Source organism: Hymenobacter miniatus, assembly GCF_016427455.1.
GTDB classification, from domain to species: domain Bacteria; phylum Bacteroidota; class Bacteroidia; order Cytophagales; family Hymenobacteraceae; genus Hymenobacter; species Hymenobacter armeniacus.
Map to the genome: position 1 here is coordinate 673,079 of NZ_JAELXR010000001.1, position 20,363 is coordinate 693,441.

General features: G+C 65.6%; 16 protein-coding genes. 4 read left to right on the forward strand and 12 right to left on the reverse strand.

Features of this window, described 5'->3' with window-relative positions; all coding sequences use genetic code 11:
- Positions 1 to 66: 66 nt before the first annotated feature.
- The 4 genes from JAO73_RS02955 to uvrA form a co-directional block, all read right to left on the reverse strand.
- Positions 67 to 1,653 carry a DUF6770 family protein gene (locus tag JAO73_RS02955; protein WP_198975656.1) on the reverse strand — a complete coding sequence of 529 codons (1,587 nt, stop codon included), beginning with the start codon at positions 1,651 to 1,653 and terminating at the stop codon, positions 67 to 69.
- 35 nt (positions 1,654 to 1,688) lie between these two features.
- The gene (locus JAO73_RS02960; RefSeq protein ID WP_198975657.1) at positions 1,689 to 3,167 is read right to left on the reverse strand and encodes a M48 family metallopeptidase; all 1,479 of its coding nucleotides are present in this window, start codon (positions 3,165 to 3,167) and stop codon (positions 1,689 to 1,691) included.
- Positions 3,168 to 3,332: 165 nt separating this feature from the next.
- Entirely contained in the window at positions 3,333 to 3,971 is a 639-nt protein-coding gene (locus JAO73_RS02965) for a methyltransferase domain-containing protein (protein ID WP_198975658.1), read from the reverse strand.
- 125 nt (positions 3,972 to 4,096) lie between these two features.
- Positions 4,097 to 6,613, reverse strand: coding sequence for an excinuclease ABC subunit UvrA (gene uvrA / locus JAO73_RS02970; protein WP_198975659.1), 2,517 nt, complete (start codon positions 6,611 to 6,613; stop codon positions 4,097 to 4,099).
- A 198-nt stretch (positions 6,614 to 6,811) separates the two neighbouring features.
- Between uvrA and JAO73_RS02975 the strand changes: the two genes are divergently transcribed.
- Entirely contained in the window at positions 6,812 to 8,224 is a 1,413-nt protein-coding gene (locus JAO73_RS02975; RefSeq protein ID WP_198975660.1) for a hypothetical protein, read from the forward strand.
- A gap of 7 nt (positions 8,225 to 8,231) precedes the next feature.
- Here the strand turns inward: JAO73_RS02975 and msrB are convergent, their stop codons facing one another.
- From msrB to pxpB, 8 genes are all read right to left on the reverse strand, one after another.
- Positions 8,232 to 8,678, reverse strand: coding sequence for a peptide-methionine (R)-S-oxide reductase MsrB (gene msrB, locus JAO73_RS02980; RefSeq protein WP_198975661.1), 447 nt, complete (start codon positions 8,676 to 8,678; stop codon positions 8,232 to 8,234).
- A 28-nt stretch (positions 8,679 to 8,706) separates the two neighbouring features.
- Positions 8,707 to 9,066, reverse strand: coding sequence for a hypothetical protein (locus JAO73_RS02985; protein WP_198975662.1), 360 nt, complete (start codon positions 9,064 to 9,066; stop codon positions 8,707 to 8,709).
- 8 nt (positions 9,067 to 9,074) lie between these two features.
- On the reverse strand, positions 9,075 to 10,595 hold the full coding sequence (locus JAO73_RS02990; RefSeq protein WP_198975663.1) for an NCS1 family nucleobase:cation symporter-1: 1,521 nt from the start codon (positions 10,593 to 10,595) through the stop codon (positions 9,075 to 9,077).
- 40 nt (positions 10,596 to 10,635) lie between these two features.
- On the reverse strand, positions 10,636 to 11,097 hold the full coding sequence (locus JAO73_RS02995; protein WP_198975664.1) for a hypothetical protein: 462 nt from the start codon (positions 11,095 to 11,097) through the stop codon (positions 10,636 to 10,638).
- Between the two features lie 81 nt (positions 11,098 to 11,178).
- A complete protein-coding gene (locus JAO73_RS03000) occupies positions 11,179 to 12,321 on the reverse strand; it encodes an NRAMP family divalent metal transporter (protein ID WP_233168642.1) in 1,143 nt (380 codons plus the stop codon).
- Between the two features lie 56 nt (positions 12,322 to 12,377).
- On the reverse strand, positions 12,378 to 13,160 hold the full coding sequence (locus JAO73_RS03005) for a LamB/YcsF family protein (RefSeq protein ID WP_198975666.1): 783 nt from the start codon (positions 13,158 to 13,160) through the stop codon (positions 12,378 to 12,380).
- 130 nt (positions 13,161 to 13,290) lie between these two features.
- Positions 13,291 to 14,295, reverse strand: coding sequence for a 5-oxoprolinase subunit C family protein (locus JAO73_RS03010; RefSeq protein WP_198975667.1), 1,005 nt, complete (start codon positions 14,293 to 14,295; stop codon positions 13,291 to 13,293).
- Positions 14,285 to 15,031, reverse strand: coding sequence for a 5-oxoprolinase subunit PxpB (gene pxpB / locus JAO73_RS03015; protein ID WP_198975668.1), 747 nt, complete (start codon positions 15,029 to 15,031; stop codon positions 14,285 to 14,287). The genes JAO73_RS03010 and pxpB overlap by 11 nt, the downstream gene beginning before the upstream one ends.
- Positions 15,032 to 15,047: 16 nt before the next feature.
- Between pxpB and JAO73_RS03020 the strand changes: the two genes are divergently transcribed.
- The 3 genes from JAO73_RS03020 (at position 15,048) to JAO73_RS03030 (ending at position 20,360) form a co-directional block, all read left to right on the forward strand.
- On the forward strand, positions 15,048 to 17,693 hold the full coding sequence (locus tag JAO73_RS03020) for a M1 family metallopeptidase (protein ID WP_317191189.1): 2,646 nt from the start codon (positions 15,048 to 15,050) through the stop codon (positions 17,691 to 17,693).
- A gap of 153 nt (positions 17,694 to 17,846) precedes the next feature.
- Positions 17,847 to 18,896: a hypothetical protein gene (locus JAO73_RS03025; RefSeq protein ID WP_198975669.1), complete on the forward strand. Its 1,050-nt coding sequence runs from the start codon at positions 17,847 to 17,849 to the stop codon at positions 18,894 to 18,896.
- Positions 18,897 to 18,920: 24 nt separating this feature from the next.
- Complete coding sequence (locus JAO73_RS03030) at positions 18,921 to 20,360, forward strand: amidohydrolase (RefSeq protein WP_198975670.1); 1,440 nt, start codon at positions 18,921 to 18,923, stop codon at positions 20,358 to 20,360.
- The last annotated feature ends 3 nt before the right edge of the window (positions 20,361 to 20,363 follow it).

Sequence of the window (20,363 nt, forward strand, 5' to 3'; positions counted from 1 at the left end):
TGGCCATTAAACGAAAAAGGCCCGGCAACTGCCGGACCTTTTCTGCTGAACCGCAACCAAAGTTGCTTAGATGTTCAGTTTGACGAGCTTCATGCCCATTTTCTTTTCTTTCTTGAGGTAGTCCACCAGCATCACGTAGCCGGGCTTGGCCGGGTACAGGTACGAGGCGGTGGCGTTGCTGGTGCCGTCAATCTTGTCGACTTTGAATTGGCCGTTGTCGCCGAAGGCCACGTTGCCGATGACCTTCTTGGTGGCCTCGCCCTTTTCCTTGTCGTAGTTGATGTACACCACGTTGAACTGCGAGTTGGCGTCGTTTTTCTGGGTGAACTGGTAATCGAACTGGCCCGACTGGCGGAAGTACATGCCCAGGAAACCCGTGCCCATGAGGCCCGCTCCCGGCGGCACGTAGGCCACGGAAGGGTCTTTGGGGAAGAATTTCACTTGCGTGAGCTTGTACTCGGGGTCGAGGGCAAACACCAGCATGTTGGCGATTTTGCCCTTCGACACCGAGGCATTACCGCCCAGCATGGTCATGGCAATGCCCATGCCGTCGCCCACCACCTTGTACTGCTCGGCCACGATGTAGGTCATGCCGTTGGAGCCGCGCACGATGGAGTGCGTGTAGTTCACAAAGCCGTCTTCGAGGCTCTGGCGGGCTTCGGCGGGCATGGCGGCGGCCACCTGGTTGTGCCAGCCGTAGTTGGTCACGGCCACCTGCTTGCCGGCTTCGCTGAAGCGCTTGATGAAAAAGCCCTGGCTTTTGTTCACAAACGGCTTGTCGTTCAGCTTGTAGAACTCGCCCACGGCGATGAACTCGCGCTTCACCGGGTCGAAGGTGAACGAGCTGAGCGACAGCTGCTCGGTGGTGCTGGTTTCCACCGGCATCTCGAATACTTTCTTGCCCGTGGCCGCCTCAATGGCCACCATGTAGGGATTGATTTTCTTCGACATCACGCCGTCGCGCCGCAGGGCCGTGCCCAGGATGTACTTGTCCACGGCCTGGGTCAGGTTGATGGTTTCGTAGAACTTGGCCTTGGGGTCGGCGGCAATGCGCCAGCGCGGCGTCAGCTTGTCGTCGTACATCTGCAGGTTGTAGCCCTTCATCGTGCCTTCGTAGCTGTTGCGCACGAAGCCGTAATTAGGCACCGGAAACAGGCCCATCGAGCCGAACATGCCCCCGCCGCCGCTGTCGCCGTCGTTGCCCTGCGCCCCAAACGACTGCATGGTGGCGGCCATGTCGGCCCGGTTCAGCTCGCCAATGGCCTTGAACCCCAGTTTTTTGAGGCTGGTGTCGTAGGTTTCCAGCTCTAGGGTCTTATCCTTGGCGTTGTAGTAGTACATGGCGAAGGCCGAGCCGTTGAAAGCGTTGCGCAGCAGAAAGTACTTGCCGGCGGGCTTTTGCAGGGTGATGTTGGTCACCTTGTTGAGGTCCTGGTCGTAGAAATCGAGCAGGAAGTTGTCGTTTTTCTTGTCGGCCTTGTCGCCCTTGGTGTAGGTCACGTAGCCTTTCACCTCGTTGCCGGCATACACCGGCTCGATGGCCGTGCGCGACACGCGCGAAATGCCGTCAAGGGTTTGGGTTTGGGCGTGCAGAGCCGCCGGAGCTGCCAGGGCGGCCAGAGAGGCCGTCAGCAGCGTGCGTTTAACGAACATGGAAATGGGGGTAAGGGTGGTGAATAGCGGAAGTGTTAACGAATGGACTTTTTGGAAGAAACAGGCTTGGGAAACAGCAGCTTGCTGAACTTGCCGTCCTGGTAATGCGCCAGGTATTGCTGCTTGAGCGTGGCCGCGGTGGGCTCGCCGCTCAGGGCCGCGGCGGCGTAGCTGGCGGCCAGGGCGTACTCGTTGGCCGGCGGGGCGGGGGCGGTGCTGCCGTTTTGGGCAAAGCAGGCCAGCAGGCCCTTGTAGTCGTCGGCTTTCCAGGCGTAGAGCGTGGTTAGCAATTGGTTGAAGTTGTCGTGGTGGTGCTTCGATACGTTGCCCACCACCTCGTAGAAGTCGTGCTTCAGCAGGTGCTCGCGCAGCTCGTACAGGCTCAGCGTCACCACCGAGCGCAGGTAGGCGTTTTGCGGGTCTTGGCGCAGCAGCTGCAGGGCCTCGAACAGGGCGTGGTCGTAGCAGTCGTAGTCGAACCAGCTTTGCACGGCCTCCAGGCGGCTCTGGGCCACCACGCGGGCAAACTCGGGCGCGATGGCCGAGGGCCCGTCGGTGATTTGGCCCTGGGCCAGCTCGCTGAGGTAGCGCATGCGCTTGGCGCAGTCGGGGTGGGTTTTCAGGGTGTCGGAGGTTTCCATCACCGTTTTTACTGGCGCGGCCACCGTGAAAATGGACTTGGGCTTGGCCGGCGCTTCGGCCAGGGGATAGGGAAAATTGGCGCAGCCAAAAAACTGCCCCAGCGCCAGCGGCTCCGGCGTCAGGGGCTGGTCTATCTGGTCGAGGAGCTGCAGCACGCGGTAGGCCTGCTTGGTGTCGAAGCTCGTGCGCTTGAGCAGGGCGTAGCCCAGCGAGTCGGCCTGCTTTTCGTATTTGCGGTGGTGGTAGGTGCTGTTCAGTTTCAGCCCAAGGGCCAGCGCCTTCAGCTTCGAGCTGATGTTGTACTCGTCGGCCACGATGCGCTTCACTTCCTTGCGCACCTGCTTGCTGTGGATTTTGGTGAGCTGCTCGCGCAGGCCCGTGGCCATGTGCTGCTCCTGAATGTGGGCCAGTTCGTGGCACAGCACGTAGGCCAGCTGGCTTTCGTTTTCGAGGCGGCCCAGCAGGCCCACGTTCAGCATCACGGTGCTGTTGCCCACGGCGTGGGCGTTGGGCTCGGGGTTGCGGCTGAGCACCAGCTGCACGGGCGGCAGCTGCGGGTTGGCCTTCTGGATTTGGGCAAACACCCGCTGCACGTAGGGGTTCAGCACGGGGTCGAGCAGGGCCGAGTAGCGCACCGTGTTGTACACGTCGGTGCAGGCCTCCTGCGCAATTTTCTTGTAATGGTCTTTGTACTCGCCGCTCACCGACTTGGGCGTGACCAAATACTTCTGCACGGCCGTGCGGTGCGTCACGGCCAATTGGTGCACCTGCACGGTGTCGGGGGAGTAGTAGGGGAGGTAAGGCACCTGTTGCGCCAACGCCGGGGTAGCCAGCATGCTGCCCACTGCGGCCAGCAAAAACAAGAGACGCATAAAGCCGTCGGAGGAATAAGATTTTGGAAAGGCAGACAATCCGTCGAACCAAAGGTAGAACGACGAATTGCTATAATCCTAACCGGTTATCCTGACCAACAGCATAATTTTTTGGTGTTGGCTGCTAGCGCCTTATCTGCCGCGGCCCAAGCCACCGCAGCACCATCAGGCAGCCTTTTTCCGGGCCACCACGGCAAACAACGGGTCGGAACGGCCGGGGGGCAGCGGGCTGCGGTCGAGCAGCTCGATGGCGTGCCAGCCGCCCGCCGCAATTAGATATTGCTGCACCAGCGCCAGGTGGCCCCGGTCGTCGAGGGCGTGCCAGGCGGCAATGGCCTTGCTCGGAAAGCAGCGGTTGGAGAAGGTGATGACCAGCGGCGCCTCGGGCCGCAGCACCCGGGCCAGCTCGCTCAGCACCGCTACGGGCTGCGTGAGGTAGTCGATGGACACGCAGATGGCGGCGCCGTCGAATTCCGCATCGGCAAAGGGTAGGGCGGGCTGCTGGTTGAGGTCCTGCACCACGTAGCTTTCGAGGCGCGGGTTGGCCGCCAACTCGGCCTTGTTCATGCCCAGGCCCACCACGCGGCGGTAGGGCACCTCGGCCGGCAGGTGGCTCACCCAGCTGCTCATCAGGTCGAGCAGGTCCGCATTGGGCGGGAAGTACTCACGGTACAGCTGCGTAACGGCCGCAATGGCGCGGTCATCGATGTGCGTCACGAAGCGCGGGTGGTGGTAGAATTCCGCGTCGGGCGTTTCGTCTTGGCGGCGGAAGAGGTTGGCGGGGAGTGGGTTGTTGGGGTCCATAGCGGGATGTAGAGACGCAACACGTTGCGTCTCGTCGTTGAACGATTAGAACCACGCAGTTCGGGTATCGTTCGGTTGTCGTGCAAGCGTATTTGTTCAACGACGAGACGCAACATATTGCGTCTCTACCCCGCCAGAAACGCCTTTAAATACGGCGCTGTGCGGCTCTCACGCACCTTGGCCACCTCGCGTGGCGGGCCGGCGGCCACCACGCGGCCGCCCTCCTCACCAGCGCCGGGGCCGATGTCGATGACCCAATCGGCGCCGGCCACCACGCGCATGTCGTGCTCCACCACGATGACCGTGTTGCCGGCTTCCACCAAGCCTTCGAGCTGCGTCATCAGCTTTTCGATGTCCGACGGGTGCAGGCCGGTGGTGGGCTCGTCGAGCACGTAGAGCGTGTTGCCGCGACCGATGCGCTGCAGCTCCGTAGCGAGCTTGATGCGCTGGGCCTCGCCGCCGCTCAGCTCGGTGGCGGGCTGGCCGAGGCGCAGGTAGCCCAGGCCTACCTCGCGCAGCACCGTGAGGGCCCGGAAGACGGCCGGCTCGTCGGCGAAGAACTCCCAGGCGTCGTCCACGGTCAGGCCCAGCACTTCGGCAATGTTCTTGTCGCGGTACTGGATTTCGAGGGTTTTGGCGTTGTAGCGGGCGCCGTGGCACACGGGGCAGGGCGCGTACACGCTGGGCAGAAACAGCAGTTCCACCATCACGAAGCCCTCGCCGGCGCAGTTTTCGCAGCGGCCCTTGGCCACGTTGAAGGAAAAGCGGCCGGCGTCGTAGCGGCGCTTTTTCGCGGCGGGCGTGGCGGCGAAGAGCTTGCGCACGTGGTCGAACAGACCCGTGTAGGTGGCCATGTTGGAGCGCGGCGTGCGGCCGATGGGCTTTTGGTCGACGCGCACCAAGCGCTTGATTTTGTCTAGGCCGGCGGTGATGTGGCCGCCCAGCGTGGCCGGTACGGGCGCGGCCAGCGGGTCGGTTTCCTCTTCTTCGGCCTCGATGGCCTGGCCCAGGCTTTCGGCCACCAGCTCCACCAGCACCTGACTTACCAGACTGGACTTGCCCGAGCCCGACACGCCCGTAACCGTGGTGAACACGCCCAGCGGAAATTCCACGTCGAGGCGGTCGAGGTTGTTGCGGGTCACGCCGGCCAGCTTCAGCCAGCCGGCGGGCCGGCGCGGCGACTGTTCGGGCAGGGCCGCAATGTCGAACAGAAACTGGCGCGTCTGGGAGGCTTCAATGGCTTTCAGGCCTTCGGGCGGGCCGCTGTACAGAATTTCGCCGCCCTTCTCGCCGGCGGCCGGGCCCACGTCCACCAGCCAGTCGGCCTGGCGGATGACGTCCAAATCGTGCTCTACCACAAACAGCGAATTGCCCGCGCTTTTTAGGCCCGCGAGGGCTTTCAGCAGCGCTTCGGTATCGGCCGGGTGCAGGCCGGCGCTCGGCTCATCGAGCACGTACACCACCCCGAACAGGTTAGAATACAGCTGGGTAGCCAGCCGCAGGCGCTGCAATTCGCCCGGCGACAGCGTGGGCGTGCCGCGCTCCAGCGACAGGTACCCCAGGCCCAAATCGAGCAGCACCGTGAGCCGGGCGGCTAAATCTTCGGCGATGCGCCGGGCCACAATGGCCTGCTCCGGGTGGGCGAGGTGGCCGGCCGTTTTGCCCGCGGCGAAGGGCTGCAACAGCGCCGCCAGCCGCTTCAGCGGCAGGCGCGACATCTCCGCAATATCCAGCCCGGCAAACTTCACACTCAGCGATTCCCGGCGCAGGCGCTTGCCGTGGCAGGTGGGGCAGTCGGAGCCCAGCATGTACTGGGCCACGCGCTTCTTCATGAGCGCGCTCTGGGTGGTGGCGAAGGTGTGCAGCACGTATTTCTTCACCCCCATGAAAGTGCCCATGTAGTTCGGCGGCTCGCGGCGCTTGATGGCCCGCTGCGTCTGCTCGGGCGAGTAGCCGGGGTACACGGGCAGCACGGGCTGCTCTTCGGTGAAGAGTATCCAGTCCCGGTCCTTCTGCGGCAGGTCCTGCCAGGGCGTGTCCACGTTGTAACCCATGCTCACCAGAATGTCGCGCTGGTTCTGGCCGCCCCAGGCCTGGGGCCAGGCCGCAATGGCCCGCTCCCGGATGGTGAGCGTGGGGTCGGGCACCATGCTTTGCTCGGTCACTTCGTACACGCGGCCCAGGCCGTGGCAGGTGGGGCAGGCGCCCTCGGCGGTGTTGGGCGAAAAGGCTTCGGCGTAGATGATGCCTTGGCCGGCCGGGTAGTCGCCGGCCCGCGAGTACAGCATGCGCAGCAGGTTCGAGAGCGTCGTGACCGAGCCCACCGACGAGCGGGTGCTGGGCGCGCCGCGCTGCTGCTGCAGGGCCACGGCCGGCGGCAGCCCGTCGATGGCCGTCACCTCGGGCACTGCCATCTGGTGAAACAGGCGGCGGGCGTAGGGCGACACCGACTCCAGGTAGCGCCGCTGGGCTTCGGCGTAGAGCGTGCCGAAAGCGAGACTGCTTTTGCCCGAGCCCGACACGCCGGTGAACACCACCAGGGCATCGCGCGGAATGTCAACGTCGACGTTTTTGAGGTTGTGCTCACGGGCACCGCGCACGCGCACGAAACCGGTGAAATCGGAAGCAGAGGAATTGGCCATGGAAAGGACGCGTTGCGTTGGGCTAGGCTTCGCATACGTAGCCGCCGCGGGTTCATCCATGCCGCCGGCTGATAGCCGTGCCGGCCGCTGCTTGCTACGGTTGAGGCTATGAGCGGCATGGGCCTGGTCGCCACGGGCCAAGCGGTTGGCCGTCTGAGAAATACTGCTTAACCTTGACGCCACAACTTCCTTCCCTGCGTGAAAACAGTTCTACTGGCCGTGTTGCTGCTGGCCGGCGCCGGGCGTGCGGCCCGCGCCCAAACCTATTACCCCGACCTGACTTCCCAAACCCTGAACGTGCCCGGCCGGGCCGTGTGGGTGGAACAAGTGGTGGACGGGCGCGTCGGCAATCCGCCCATCGGCATTGCGTACCGGGCCGGCAAATCGGCCGCCATTGAGTTTCGGCAGGGCGTGGGGCCCGAGCTCACCGCGTTTCTGCAAAGCCAGCTGCCCCGTCAGCCGTTCGACCACCCCGTGGTGCTGTGCTTGCGCCGGCTGCAGCTCAGCGAAACCTTGGGCGGCACCCAGGAACAGGCCACCGCCGAGCTGGCCGCCGACGTGTACGAGCACCTGCCCGACGGCTACCATTTCGTGCAGGCCGTGGCCGCGCAAGCCAGCACCCTGGGCCGCGAGGTAACCCACCGGCACGCCGAGCACGTGACCCAGATGCTCGGCCACTGCCTGGGCCAGCTCACCGGCGCCTGGCCGGCAGTGACCGCCCGCCCGGCCCGCACCCTGACCGAGCTGCCCGCCGACCAGCCCGCGGCGCTGGTGGGCCGCCGCGCCGTGCCCGCCGTGCTGCGCGAACCCCTGCGCCGGGGCCTGTACCTGCGCTTCGACCAGTTTCTGGCCAACCGGCCCGATACGGCCTTGGCGTTTTCCCTCGACACGCTGCGGCGGCACTACCGCAGCCGCTTGGCCACGGTGCAGTGGCTGGGCGTGGCGCGGGTGCAGCCGAAAGGACGCCTCGGCATCGACCACAACGTGCCGCTGCCCGAGCTGTGGGGCTTCTGCGACGGCCAGCAAGCCTTCGTGAAGTATGGCAAGGAGTATTTCCCGCTGATGCGCCAGGGCAATTCCTTCACCTTCGTGGGCGAAACCCCGCTCGACCAGCTACACGAGGCCGCGCTGGCCCAGGCCCAAGGCCGAACGAGCATGATAGCGGGAGTGGCCGGCGCGGCCCTGGCCCGCACCAACGTGCCCGACCACACCGGCGAACCCTTGGCCTACGGCCTCGACATGAGCACCGGTGCCACCAGCCCGTACCCCAGCCTGCGCACCCCGCTGCGCTCCGACACGGCTTTCGTGTACATCTACCGCCCCGCTCATTCGGCAGGCGCCGAGGCCGTGAAAGTGCTGGTGAACAGCCAGGAAGTGGGCGCCCTGCGGGCCGGTCAGTACCTAGAAGTGCCCTGGGCCCGCTTCGGCAAGCCCATGCAGCTGTGCCTGTATGGCATGGCAGCGGCCAACCCCTGCCAGCAGGTAGTGCCCAACACGGTGCAGTTGAACTACTTGAAAATAAACTCTCCCAAGGACGCTCACCCCTGGCAGTGGATGCCCCCAGCCCAAGGCTCGGCCGACCTCGACGAGCTGGACAAGCGCGGCAAATAGGCGCCGCTTAGCCCGGCTGCAGCACGAGGCTGGCCGAGTTCATGCAGTAGCGCAGGCCGCCGGGCGCCGGCCCGTCCGGAAACACGTGGCCGAGGTGGCCGCCGCACGCGTTGCAGCGCGCCTCAATGCGCTGCATGCTAAAGCTCTCGTCGAAGAAATACGCAATGGCGCTGCGGGCCGCGGGCTGCCGAAAGCTGGGCCAGCCCGAAATGGCGTGGTATTTCTCCTGGGCGTCGAACAGCAGGTTGCCGCAGCCGGCACAGGCGTATGCGCCCGGCTCGTAGGCGCGGCAGTAGGCGTTGCGGTAGGGCGGCTCGGTAGCGTGCTGGCGCAGCACCCGAAACCGCTCCGGCGGCAGCAGTGCGGCCCACTCCGCTTCGGTGTGCGCCACGCGCCGGGTGGGTTCGGGGTTGCCGTATTTGGCGTAGGCGATGACGTCTTTCCAGCGCAGCATGTGATAGGAGCCAAGCGTCCCAACGCCGTTACCCGTTGGTAGCGAGCAACGCCTCTACGGCCACCGGGTCGTCGACTTCGATAATGAGCTGCTGGTATTCTTCGTCGCGCAGGTCGATGACCAGCAGGCATTTCGGGTTGCTGACGTCGATGAACGTGGGCTTGTGGCTGGCCTGGTGGTCGAGGTAAAAGGTGCCGGCTTTCAGCAGGCCCGGCAGGGACGTGCCGCCCGCCCGCAAGCCGTGCAGGCGCTGGGCCGCCGTGGGGTCGTGCCGCACGCCGATGATGTGCGAGCGTGGCACCGTGAGCTGACTTGTGAAAGCCAATACCTTGTGCAGCCCCTGCACGGTGAACACGACGGTGTCGTGATGAACGGTGACTTCGACCATGGGAAAGGTTATTGGGCGAGAGAAGGAGCGGCGGCGGGCACGGCGGCGGCCGTTCCATACGGGGCCGGCTGGCTGGCTGCCTGGGCCCGCATCAGCAGCAAGTATACGCCCCCAGACACCAGAAAGCCCACAAACCACGCGTAGTTGTACACGGCCACCAGGGCTGGCCACACCGTGCCCTTTTCGAGCACGCCAATGGCGGTGAGGAAGCCCGGCACATTGGGCAAAATGCCCACGACGAGCGCCAGCATGGCAGCGCGGTTCACGCCGTTGCGGTAGCCGTAGCGGCCGTGGTATTGGTAAAGGTCGGGCACGTCGAGCTGCTGCTGGCGGATGAGGTAGTAGTCGGCAATCATGATGCCGCCGATGGGCCCCAGCAGGCCCGAGTAGCCCACCAGCCAAGTGAAAATATAGCCCGATGGGTCGGCAATGAGCTTCCAGGGGAAGATGAGCAGGCCGATAACGCCGGTGAGGTAGCCGCCGGTTTTGAAGCTGATGCGCTCGGGCGAGAAGTTGGCGAAGTCGTTGGCCGGGCTCACGATGTTGGCCGCAATGTTGGTGGCCAGCGTGCTCAGGGCCACGGCCAGCATGGCGAAGCTCACCAGCAGCTTGCTGTCGAACTTGCCGGCCAGCACCACCGGGTCCCAGATGGTGTGGCCGTAGATGACGAACGTGGCCGACGTTACGACCACGCCCACAAACGAAAACAGCGTCATGGACGTGGGCAGGCCAATGGCCTGGCCCATCTGCTGGGCGCGCTGGCTGGTGGCGTAGCGCGTGAAATCCGGAATGTTGAGCGAGAGCGTGGCCCAGAAGCCCACCATGCCCGTGAGCGAGGGAAAGAAAAACGCCCAGAACTGTGCGCTGGACGTGAACTTGCTCGGCTGCGCCAAAATGGGCCCCAGCCCATGGCCCGCCGATATGGCCCACCACAGCAGCGCCAGCGCCGCCACCGGCAGGAAAAAGGCTTTGAATACCAGTAATTTCCGAATGCTGTCGACGCCGAGGTACACCACGTACATGTTCAGCAACCAAAACAGCAGAAACACGATGGCCGGCCCGGTAGCCAAGCCCCAACTGGTCGGAAAAATGGCCGGCAGCGTGGCCAGCGACGGCACCCACAGCACCGCCATCTGATACAGCGCGTAGCCGCCTATCCACGTCTGAATGCCGAACCAGCCGCAGGCAATGATGGCCCGTAGCAGCGCCGGCACGTTGGCCCCGCGCACGCCAAAGCTGGCCCGCGCAAACACCGGAAACGGGATGCCGTACTGCGCCCCGGCGCGGCCATTCAGGAGCATGGGCACCAGCACGATGGTGTTGCCCAGGAAAATGGTGAGCAGGGCCTGCCACCAGTTCATGCCGCCTTCGATGAGCGAGCTGGCCAGCATGTAGGTCGGAATACACAGGCTCATGCTAATCCAAAGGGCGGCGTAGTTGCCGGTGCCCCAGGTGCGCTCGGCGGGCGCCACGGGGGCCAGGTCGGGGCTGGTGAGGCCGGGGGCGGCGGTTTTGGAGGCAGGATTCATAGCGGTTGAGGATAGTAGTTTGCTACAAAAGGGCCGCGTGCTAGGGCCGCCCCTTGGCCGCGAGGCGCTGCCGACGGGCGGTTTCGGCCTGGTAGAAAGCGGCTTCTTCCACGTAAGCATCCACGTTCCAATCGGGACGGTCGCGGGCAATGAGCTCGAGCGAGCTGTGGAGCATGGCCCAGGTTTCGGCAGTGCCCAGCGCGCTGGTCGAATCGGCCAACAGGGCGACCTGGCACTGCTGCAGCACCGATTCCTGGTAAGCAATCTGGGGACCGCCGGGGCCCTTGAGCTTGCTGACGGGCGTGCGCTTTTGGTAGTAGGAGCTGCCGCGGTAGGTGGCCGTGGCCACGTAGCGGCCAGAGGCGGCATCCTGGCGTTTGCGGCTGCCTTCTACCCCGGCGTGCACGCCGAGCCGCACCCCGTTCGAAATCAGATTGACGAGCTGAGCCCGCGCCGCGCTGGCCGTGCCAAGAAGGGCTACAAGCAGTAGAAAACGTTTCATGTGAAGAAGTTGGGCCAAGCGAAAAGGCTTGGCCAGGGCCTGCCAAGATACACGGGTTGCTGCAAAAACGCTACCGCTGCATCAGCGCAGCAGCCCGCTCACCTGCTCCACCAGCACGGGCACGCTCAGGCCGCCCATTATCAGCACCACCACCCAGCCGGCGGCCAGCATCCAGCGCGGGTGCCGGTAGCCGCGCATCAGGCGGCGGTTGGTGGCGGCTATGAGGATAATGGCCAGCGCAATGGGCAGGATGAGCCCGTTCACGGCTCCTGCCAGCACCAGCAGCTGCGCGGGTTTGCCCACCAGCACAAACACGCTGGTGGAAAGCACGATGAACACCGAAATGCACATCCGCTCATACCGCGCAAAAACGGGGTGAAAGGTCTTGAAAAACGACACCGACGTGTAGCCCGCGCCCACCACCGAGGATATGGCCGCGCTCCACAAAATGACCCCAAACACCCGAAAGCCCACCTCACCGGCCGCCGAGCGAAACACGCCCGCCGCGGGGTTGTCCTTGTCGAGCACGGCGCCGTGGCTGAGCACGCCCACAATGGCCAGAAACAGCACAAACCGCATGACGGTGGAAATAACAATGCCGCTGAGGGCGCTGCGCGTCACTTCCGCCTGGTGGTCGGGCCCCTTGATGCCGGCGTCGAGCAGCCGGTGCGCCCCCGAAAACGTGATGTAGCCGCCCACGGTGCCGCCCACAATGGTCACGATGGACGCCGCGCTCACCTTCACCGGCAGCAGCGTGTGGTGCAGCGCCTGCAGCACCGGCGGGTGCGCGCTGATGGCAATGCCCAGCGTGAGCAGAATCTTGACCGTGCCGAGAATCTTGGTGAAGCCGTCGAGCATCTTCCCCACTTCCTGCACCCAGAACAACAGCAGCGCCACCGCGCAGCTTATTATGGCGCCCTGCTCGAAGCTGCGGCCCGTGAGCACGTTCAGGCCCAGGCCGCAGCCGGCGATGTTGCCGATGTTGAAGGCAAAGCCGCCCAGGATGACCATGGCCGCCAGAAAGTAGCCCAGCCCCGGCAGCAACTGGTTGGAAAGGTCCTGCGCCCGTAGCTCGCTCACCGTGAGAATGCGCCAGGTGTTGAGCTGGGCGCCGATGTCGAGCAGCACCGATACCAGAATGACGAACCCGAAGCTGGTGAGCAGCTGCTGAGTAAACACCGTGGTCTGGGTCAAGAAACCTGGTCCGATGGACGAGTTGGCCATCAAAAAAGCGGCGCCGAGCGTGGCCCCGCCCCACCAGCGGGCCTTGGGCGGCGGCCTCATGGCGCCACGGCCGGGCGGCCGGCCTGGAGCTGCACTCCCGCGGCCATCAGTTCGGCGTGCAGGCGCTGGGCAAATTCCAGGGCGTGGGCGCCGTCGCCGTGCAGGCACACGGTGTCGGCCCGAATGGCGACGTCCTGGCCCTGCTGCGCGCGCACCTGGCCGTGCTGCACCATGCGCAGAACCTGCGCAATGGCCGCCTCGGCGCTGCCGATGAGGGCGTCGGGCTGGCGGCGCGGGGTGAGGGTGCCGTTGGCCTGATAGGTGCGGTCGGCGAAGACTTCGTGGGCGGTGCGCAGGCCCAGTTTCTCGCCGGCGTTGGTCAGCTCCGAGCCGGCCAGGCCGTAGAGCACCAGCTCAGGCTGCACTTGGTACACGGCTTCGGCAATGGCTTCGGCCAGGGCGGCGTTGGTGGCGGCCATGTTGTAGAGGGCGCCGTGGGGCTTGAGGTGGTGCAGCTGGCCGCCCTCGGCCCGGGCCACGGCCGCTAGGGCCCCAAGCTGGTACACCGTCAGGTCGAACGCTTCTTCGGGCGAAATGTCCAAGTTGCGCCGCCCAAAACCGACCAAATCGGGCAGGCCGGGGTGGGCGCCCAGGGCCACGCTGTGCTGCAGGGCCGCGCGCACGGTGCGCTTCATCACGCTAGGGTCGCCGGCGTGAAAGCCACAGGCAATGTTGGCCGAGGTGATGAACGGCATGAGGGCCTCGTCGTGCCCCAGGGTCCAGGCCCCGAAGCTTTCGCCCATGTCGCAGTTAAGGTCAACGGTAAGAGGTGGCAGCATAAAAGAGAAGGTGTAGAGACGCAATATGTTGCGTCTCGTCATTGAACGATTGGTGCCGCGCCGTTTGGCAGTTCTTCGGGTAGCACCCAGGCGCGAGCCGTTCAACGACGAAACGCAATATGTTGCGTCTTTACCTCGTTCGGATTTCCACGGCCCGCTGCAGCGCCCGCAGGCGGCGCTCCTGCGCAAGGTACAGCGCCTGCGCCTCGACCAATGAAACTTCCCGAAAGCGGATGCTTTGCCCCGGCCGCACCTGCGCCAGGGCCGAAAAATCGGCAGTGATAACCTGCGCGATGCGCGGGTAACCGCCGGTAGTTTGGTGGTCGGCCATGAGCACAATGGGCTGGCCCCCGGCCGGCACCTGCACCGTCCCAAACGTGACGGCGCTGGACAGCAGCTCGGCATCGGTGTGCCGCGTCAGCACCGGGCCTTGCAGCCGGTAGCCCATGCGGTCGGCGGCGGCGCTCACGGCAAAGGGCTCGTGCCAGAAGGCCCGCTGGCTTTCCGGCGAAAATTGCTTGTACTCAGGCCCAACAACGGCGCGGATGACGGGGCTGGGCCGGAGCGCGGGGCACAGCGCCGGGCCGGGAGCCCAGCGGGCCTGCGCCCAGTCTGCTGAAGCTGCCGAAGCTGCCAGCGCGGCCATCAGCTGCTGGCCCGTCGGGGTTGGGCCGGCCACGAAAAGCTGGTCGCCCGCCCGCAGCGCCCGGCCGCGAAAGCCGCCAAAGCCTGCTCGCAGGTAAGTAGAACGGCTGCCCAGCACCGGCGGCACATCGAAACCACCCGAAACCGCCAGGTAGGCCCGGCTGCCCGCCACGGCCGCGCCAAAGGCTAGCTTCGTGCCCGCTGCCACCCACACTGGCCGGTGCATTCCGACCGGCCGGCCGTTGAGGGTGGGGGAGAGGTGCGCGCCGGTGAGGGCGATGAGGTGGTCGGTTTCAAAGCGCAGGCGAGGGCCCAGCAGCGTGATTTCGAGGCCGGCGGCGGGTTCGGGGTTGCCCACCAGCAGGTTGGCCACGCGCAGGGCGGTGGCGTCCATGGCCCCGCTCACCAGGATGCCGTCTTGCTGGTAGCCGTGCCGGCCGAGGTCTTGCACGGTGGTGAGTAAGCCGGGCCGCAAAACGCTAATGCTCATGCTGCTGGAGGTGGTAAAACGCGGCTTCGTCAATCGGCACGAAGCGCAGCCGCTGGCCGGCTTGCAGCAAGCTGGGCCGGGCCCATTCGGGACTGAACAGCCGCCGCGGGGTGCGCCCGATGAGCTGCCAGCCGCCCGGCGTGGGCAGGGAATAGATGCCGGTTTGGTGGCCGGCAATGCCCACGGCACCGGCCGGCACCAGGGCCCGCGGCTCGGCTTTGCGCGGAGTGGCCAGCCGCTCATCGAGCCCGCCCAAGTAGGGGAAGCCGGGCGCAAAGCCTATCATGTGCACCAGGTAGTCGGGGGCTGAGTGCCGGGCAATAACCTCGCCCGGAGGCAGGCCCGTGTGGGCCGCCACGAAAGCCAGGTCGGGCCCGAACTCGCCGCCGTAGCACACCGGAATTTCCACCAGGTCCGCGCCCGCTTCTCCTGCGGCGGCCTGAGCCGCGGGCAGCAGCTGGTGCAGGATTTCGGCCACTCGCTCGTAGGGCTGGTGGCGGCCATTTTCGCTCAATACCCACGGGTCGTAATACACGGTGAGCGTGGTGAAGGCGGGCACCAGCTCGCGCAGCCCCGGGAAGGGGTACTTCGTCAGGTAGCGGCTCACGGCCTGGATGGCGCGGTGAATGGCGGGGCTGATGCCGTGGCCGAATTCCAGTACCACGGCCGCATCACCCAGCGCAAACAGCCGCACGTCGGCGGCCCGGGGCGCAGGCGGTTGGGGGGCAGTGCTCACGGGCTGGCGGTTATTTTTGAAGCTCTTCCTACCGAGCTTTTCGTTGATGATTTTCAGCTTCCGTAAATATGGCAGGGCCGGTGGGCTTCTGCTGGCCTTGGCGGCCGGCGCCTGCCAGCGCCAACCGGTGTTGCAAACCGCCGTGCCTCCTGCCTCACCCGCGCCGGCCCGTGCCCTGCCGCCCGTCGAAAAAGGCGTTTCCGAAGCGCTGGCCACGGCGCGCAAATGGAATATCAGCCACGTAGCCTACGGCCTTCGCCTGAGTATTCCGGCCCAGAAAGCGGAGCCCATTGCCGCGGAAGAAACGGTGTCGTTCACGCTGCGCGACAACCTCGACCCCGTGCAGCTCGACTTCAAGGCGCCTACTGCCAACCTGCATGGCCTCACGGTGAACGGCCAGCCGGTTGCAATCGACCACCGCAACGAGCACCTGGTGTTGCCCGCCGCTGCGCTGAAAGTGGGGCGTAACGTGGCCGAAATCAGCTTCACGGCCGGCGAGCAGTCGCTCAATCGCAACGCCGACTACCTCTACACGTTGCTGGTGCCCGACCGCGCCCGCACCGTGTTTCCGGTCTTCGACCAACCCGATTTGAAGGCCACGTTTGCGCTGGCCCTCACCGTGCCCGCCGACTGGCAAGCCGTGGCCAACGCGCCGGTGCGCGACTCGGCCAGCAGCGGTGCCACCAAGCGCTACACCTTCGCGGCGTCCGACAGCATCAGCACCTATTTGTTCTCCTTCGCGGCCGGCAAATTCGCGCGGCTAAACCGCACGCTCAGCGGCCGCCCGATGAGCTTTCTGCACCGCGAAACCGACCCCGCCAGGCTGCGCCTGAGCCTCGGCCCCATCTTCCAGCTGCACGCCGATGCGCTGCAGTTTATGGAGCAGTACACGGGCATCGAGTACCCGTTTCAGAAGTTTGATTTCGTGGCCATTCCGGATTTCCAGTACGGCGGCATGGAGCATGTCGGGGCCATTGATTACAAGGCCTCGACGCTGTTTTTGGACGAGGGCGCCACGCAGGACCAGGTGCTGGCCCGCTCCAACTTCGTCTCGCACGAAACGGCCCACATGTGGTTCGGCGACCTCGTGACCATGCAGTGGTTCAACGACGTGTGGATGAAGGAGGTGTTTGCCAATTTCATGGCCGATAAAATCACGCAGGTGGCCGTCAAGAATTCGAACTGCGACCTCAAGTTCGTCATCGACCACTACCCCGCCGCCTACGGCATCGACCGCACGGCCGGCGCCAACCCCATCCGGCAGCCGCTGGCCAACCTGCAGGACGCGGGCTCGCTCTACGGCAACATCATCTACCACAAAGCGCCCATCATGATGCGCCAGCTGGAGCGCCTGATGGGGCCCGAAGCCTTCCGGGCCGGCCTGCAGGAGTACCTGCGCCAATACGCCCACGGCAACGCCACCTGGCCCGACCTCATCGCCATCCTCGACGCCCGCACGCCCGCCGACCTGCAGGCCTGGAACCAGGTGTGGGTGAACCAGCCCGGCCGGCCGGTGTTCAGCTACCGCATCAGCGGCGGCCACGACCAGCGCTACGGCCTGTACGTGACGCAAACGGCCGAGGACGGCTCCGACCGCCTGTGGCCGCAGGAGTTTGAGGTGCTGGTTGAATCGGCCAGCGGCGAGCAGCAGCAGCTGAGCGTGAAAATGGACGGCCCGGAAAAGGGCATCCGGATTCCGTTTCTGCCGAAGCGCATCGTGTTCAACTCCACGGGCGTGGGCTACGGCGTGTTTCCGGTGGCGCCGGCGCTGCTGCCGGGCCTCACCGAAATAAAAAGCCCCGTGGCTCGCGCCGCTACCTACGTCAACCTTTACGAGAACATGCTCCGCGGCGAGGGCGCCAAGCCGCTGGAACTACTGAAGACGTACCGCCAGGCCCTCACCCGCGAGCCCGAAGAGCTGAACCTGAAGCTGCTCACGGGCCAGGCCAGCGCCATTTTCTGGCAGTTTCTGAGCTCGGCTCAGCGGCTGGCCGTGGGGCCGGGGCTGGAAGCCAACCTGTGGGCGGCCATGCAGAAGAACCCCGCGCCCAACTCCAAGAAGCAGCTGTTCAAAACCTACCAGTCGGTGGCCCTGACCAAGGCGGCGCAAACTCGACTCTACGGCATCTGGCAAACCGAAAAAGCCCCCGCCGGCGTGAAGCTGACCGAGGACGACTACACCGAGCTGGCCCTGGCGCTGGCCGTGCGCGACTACCCGGCCGCCGCGCCCATTCTGCCCGCGCAGCTGGCCCGCATCAAAAACGAGGACCGCCGCCTGCGCCTGCAATACCTCATGCCCGCATTGGCGTCCGATGAGGCTACGCGCGATGCCTTCTTTGCCACCCTCAAAGACAAGAAAGGCCGCGAAAAAGAAGCCTGGGTGACTTCGGCGCTGGGCTACCTGCACCACCCGCTGCGGCAGGCTACGTCGGAAAAATACCTGCCGGCCAGCCTCGATTTGCTGGAAGAAATCCAGCTCACGGGCGACATTTTCTTTCCCTATTCCTGGCTGCAGGCCACATTAGGCAGCTACCAAACGGCGAGTGCCGCTGCCACGGTGCGCACTTTCCTGGCCGCCCACCCCGACTACAACCCCAAGCTGCGGGCCAAGCTCCTGCAAGCGACCGACGACCTGTTTCGGGCCGAGAAGCTGGTGCGGTAAAACGGGAATACCTTGCGTCATCCTATTTTCTCCTTGCACTTGAAAATTCAGCGTCGTAGCGCTCGGCTGTGGCCGAAAGTGGTGGCTGGCCCCGGCCGGCTTTTCGTGTTGGCCGGGCTGGGCTGGCTGTCCGCCTGCTCTAGCCCATCCAGCTTGGAGAAGGCCCCCGCGGCCGCCAGCCAGGGAGCGGCGCCCGCGGCCTCAGCCACTGCCGCCGCCCCAACGAGCAAAGATTCCCTGCAGACCTTTTACGCCGGCACCGTGGGCGGCACGCTGGCCGTGCGCCTGTGCCTGCTGCCCGTCGACACCACCGTGTACGGCGACTATTTCTACGGGGCGCGCGGCCGCGGCATCGCGCTGCTGGGCCAGCACCGGCCCAATGGCCCACTGCGGCTGCAGGAGTTCACCAACCCCAGGCACCCCGACCGGCCCACGGCCGAATTCCGGCTCACGGCCCAGCCCGACGGCTCGCTGGCCGGCACCTGGCGCACGCTGCCGCCCGCCTGCCCGCGCCAGTTGACCGTGCTGCTGCAGCCCTACACTCCGCCACCCGCGGCCGACTGCCGCGTGCGCGTGGCCAACGCCGACTCCGGCGAACTCGCCATCACGGTGCCCGACGCGGCCGTGACCCAGTTGCTGCGCGTGCAGCTGCGCCAGCTGGTGGCCGACGACACCGGCGACGCCGGTACCCAGATGCTGACCGCCGAATACACCGACAACTGCCTGCTGAGCGTGCTGCTGCACAGCGAGATGGTGGGCGCCAGCGTGACGCCGGGCGTGACCCACAGCGTGTACGACCTGCGCACCGGCGAGGGCATTCTGGTAGAAGGCGAAATCGACCCGCAGAAGGTGCCCGCCTTGGTGGCCGAGGCCAACCGCCGGCTGCAGGCCCAACTCCAGCACTTCATCAACGATTACACGGACAAGGAGGGCGAGGGCGGCGGGTGGCTGGAGGAAGACGTGGCCGGCCTGCGCGAGCAGCGTTACACGCGCGCCACTTTCGACGAGTACAATGGCAGCTATTTGCTCGACGATTCCGTGCGGTTTGCCTTCCCGGTGCGGTACGACGCCATGAACAGTTTCGTGGCCAAGATGTACACCGATGCGTTTGCACCAGCTTTTTCCTTTGCCGAAATTCAGCCTTACCTGCTGCCCAACAGCCCTCTGCGCCGCCTGGCGCCAGCGGCCCACCCCATCCGCTAGCGGCTTTTTCTTGCACGCCCTGATATGAAAAAATCTGCCAAGCTGTCCTTGCTGGCCACTGGCCTGCTGCTGGCCTTTCAGCCGGCCCTGCCGCCCGCCGATGCCCTCAAAACCGAAGCCCTGCAGGACTTGCAGGCGCATTACGCCGAGTATCAGCAGGTGGCGCAGCGCATCTGGGGCTTTGCCGAGGTGGGCTACAAGGAAACCAAAAGCTCGGCGCTGCTGCAGGAGCAACTGCGCAAAAACGGCTTCACGGTGCAGGCCGGCGTGGCCGACATGCCCACGGCCTTCGTGGCCACCTACGGCAGCGGCGAGCCCGTCATCGGCATTCTGGCCGAGTACGACGCGCTGCCGGGGCTGGCGCAGCAGGCGGTGGCCGAGAAAAGCGGCATCAGCGGCCAGGACGCCGGCCACGGCTGCGGGCACAACCTTTTCGGCACGGCCAGCGTGGCGGCGGGCATCGAGCTGAAAAAGCTGCTGAAGGAAGGCAAGCTGCGCGGCACCGTGAAGGTGTACGGCTGTCCGGCCGAGGAAGGCGGCAGCGGCAAGGTGTACCTGGTGCGCGCGGGTCTATTTAAGGGCGTGGACGCGGTGCTGCACTGGCACCCGAGCAACGGCAACGCCGCCATGACCGGCCAGTACATCGCCAACAAGTCGGCCAAATTCCGATTCCACGGTGTTGCCGCGCACGCGGCCGCCTCGCCCGAGCGGGGCCGCAGCGCCCTCGACGGCGTGGAGGCCCTGGACCACATGGTGAACCTGATGCGCGAGCACGTGCCCCAGGAAACGCGCATTCACTACGTCATCACCAGCGGCGGCAAGGCTCCCAACGTGGTGCCCGACTACGCCGAGGTGTATTACTACGTGCGCCACCCCAACCGCGCCGAGGTGCAGGCCGTGTTCGAGCGCGTGGTGAAAGCCGCCGAGGGCGCCGCCCTGGGCACCGGCACCACCATGGACTACGAAATCATCGGCGGCACGCACGAGCTGCTGGTCAACCAAACGCTGGCCCGGGCCCTGCAGGCCAACCTGGAGCAAGTGGGCGGCGTGCGCTACTCCCCGGAAGAAACGGCTTTTGGCCAGCGCATTCAGGCGTCGTTGGGCGTGCCCGCGCCGCCCGTGGCCCAGGCTGCCGAAGTGGCGCCTTACCAGCCGCGCGACGCCGGCGGCAGCTCCGACGTGGGCGACGTGAGCTACGTGGTGCCGACCGTGGGCCTCACGGCCGCCACCTGGGTGCCCGGCACGCCAGCGCACAGCTGGCAAGCCGTGGCCTGCAGCGGCAAGGAAATTGGCAGCAAAGGCATGATGGTGGCCGCCAAAACCATGGCCCTGACCGGCATCGACCTCTTCACTTCTCCCGACCTGCTGACTAAAGCCAAAGCCGAGCTCAAGCAGCAGGTGGGCGACTACGCGTACAAGCCCCTGCTCGGCGACCGCAAGCCCGCCCTCAACTACCGCGACTAGCCC

Excerpts from the sequence above, each read along its gene's own strand:
- msrB (WP_198975661.1), bottom strand. The coding sequence starts at position 8,678 with ATGCTGCGCTGGAAAGACGTCATCGCCTACGCCAAATACGGCAACCCC.
- JAO73_RS02995 (WP_198975664.1), bottom strand. The coding sequence starts at position 11,097 with ATGAAACGTTTTCTACTGCTTGTAGCCCTTCTTGGCACGGCCAGCGCG.
- JAO73_RS03000 (WP_233168642.1), bottom strand. The coding sequence starts at position 12,321 with ATGGCCAACTCGTCCATCGGACCAGGTTTCTTGACCCAGACCACGGTG.
- JAO73_RS02985 (WP_198975662.1), bottom strand. The coding sequence starts at position 9,066 with ATGGTCGAAGTCACCGTTCATCACGACACCGTCGTGTTCACCGTGCAG.
- JAO73_RS02955 (WP_198975656.1), bottom strand. The coding sequence starts at position 1,653 with ATGTTCGTTAAACGCACGCTGCTGACGGCCTCTCTGGCCGCCCTGGCA.
- JAO73_RS03030 (WP_198975670.1), top strand. The coding sequence starts at position 18,921 with ATGAAAAAATCTGCCAAGCTGTCCTTGCTGGCCACTGGCCTGCTGCTG.
- JAO73_RS02990 (WP_198975663.1), bottom strand. The coding sequence starts at position 10,595 with ATGAATCCTGCCTCCAAAACCGCCGCCCCCGGCCTCACCAGCCCCGAC.
- uvrA (WP_198975659.1), bottom strand. The coding sequence starts at position 6,613 with ATGGCCAATTCCTCTGCTTCCGATTTCACCGGTTTCGTGCGCGTGCGC.
- JAO73_RS02965 (WP_198975658.1), bottom strand. The coding sequence starts at position 3,971 with ATGGACCCCAACAACCCACTCCCCGCCAACCTCTTCCGCCGCCAAGAC.
- JAO73_RS02960 (WP_198975657.1), bottom strand. The coding sequence starts at position 3,167 with ATGCGTCTCTTGTTTTTGCTGGCCGCAGTGGGCAGCATGCTGGCTACC.
- JAO73_RS03005 (WP_198975666.1), bottom strand. The coding sequence starts at position 13,160 with ATGCTGCCACCTCTTACCGTTGACCTTAACTGCGACATGGGCGAAAGC.
- JAO73_RS03010 (WP_198975667.1), bottom strand. The coding sequence starts at position 14,295 with ATGAGCATTAGCGTTTTGCGGCCCGGCTTACTCACCACCGTGCAAGAC.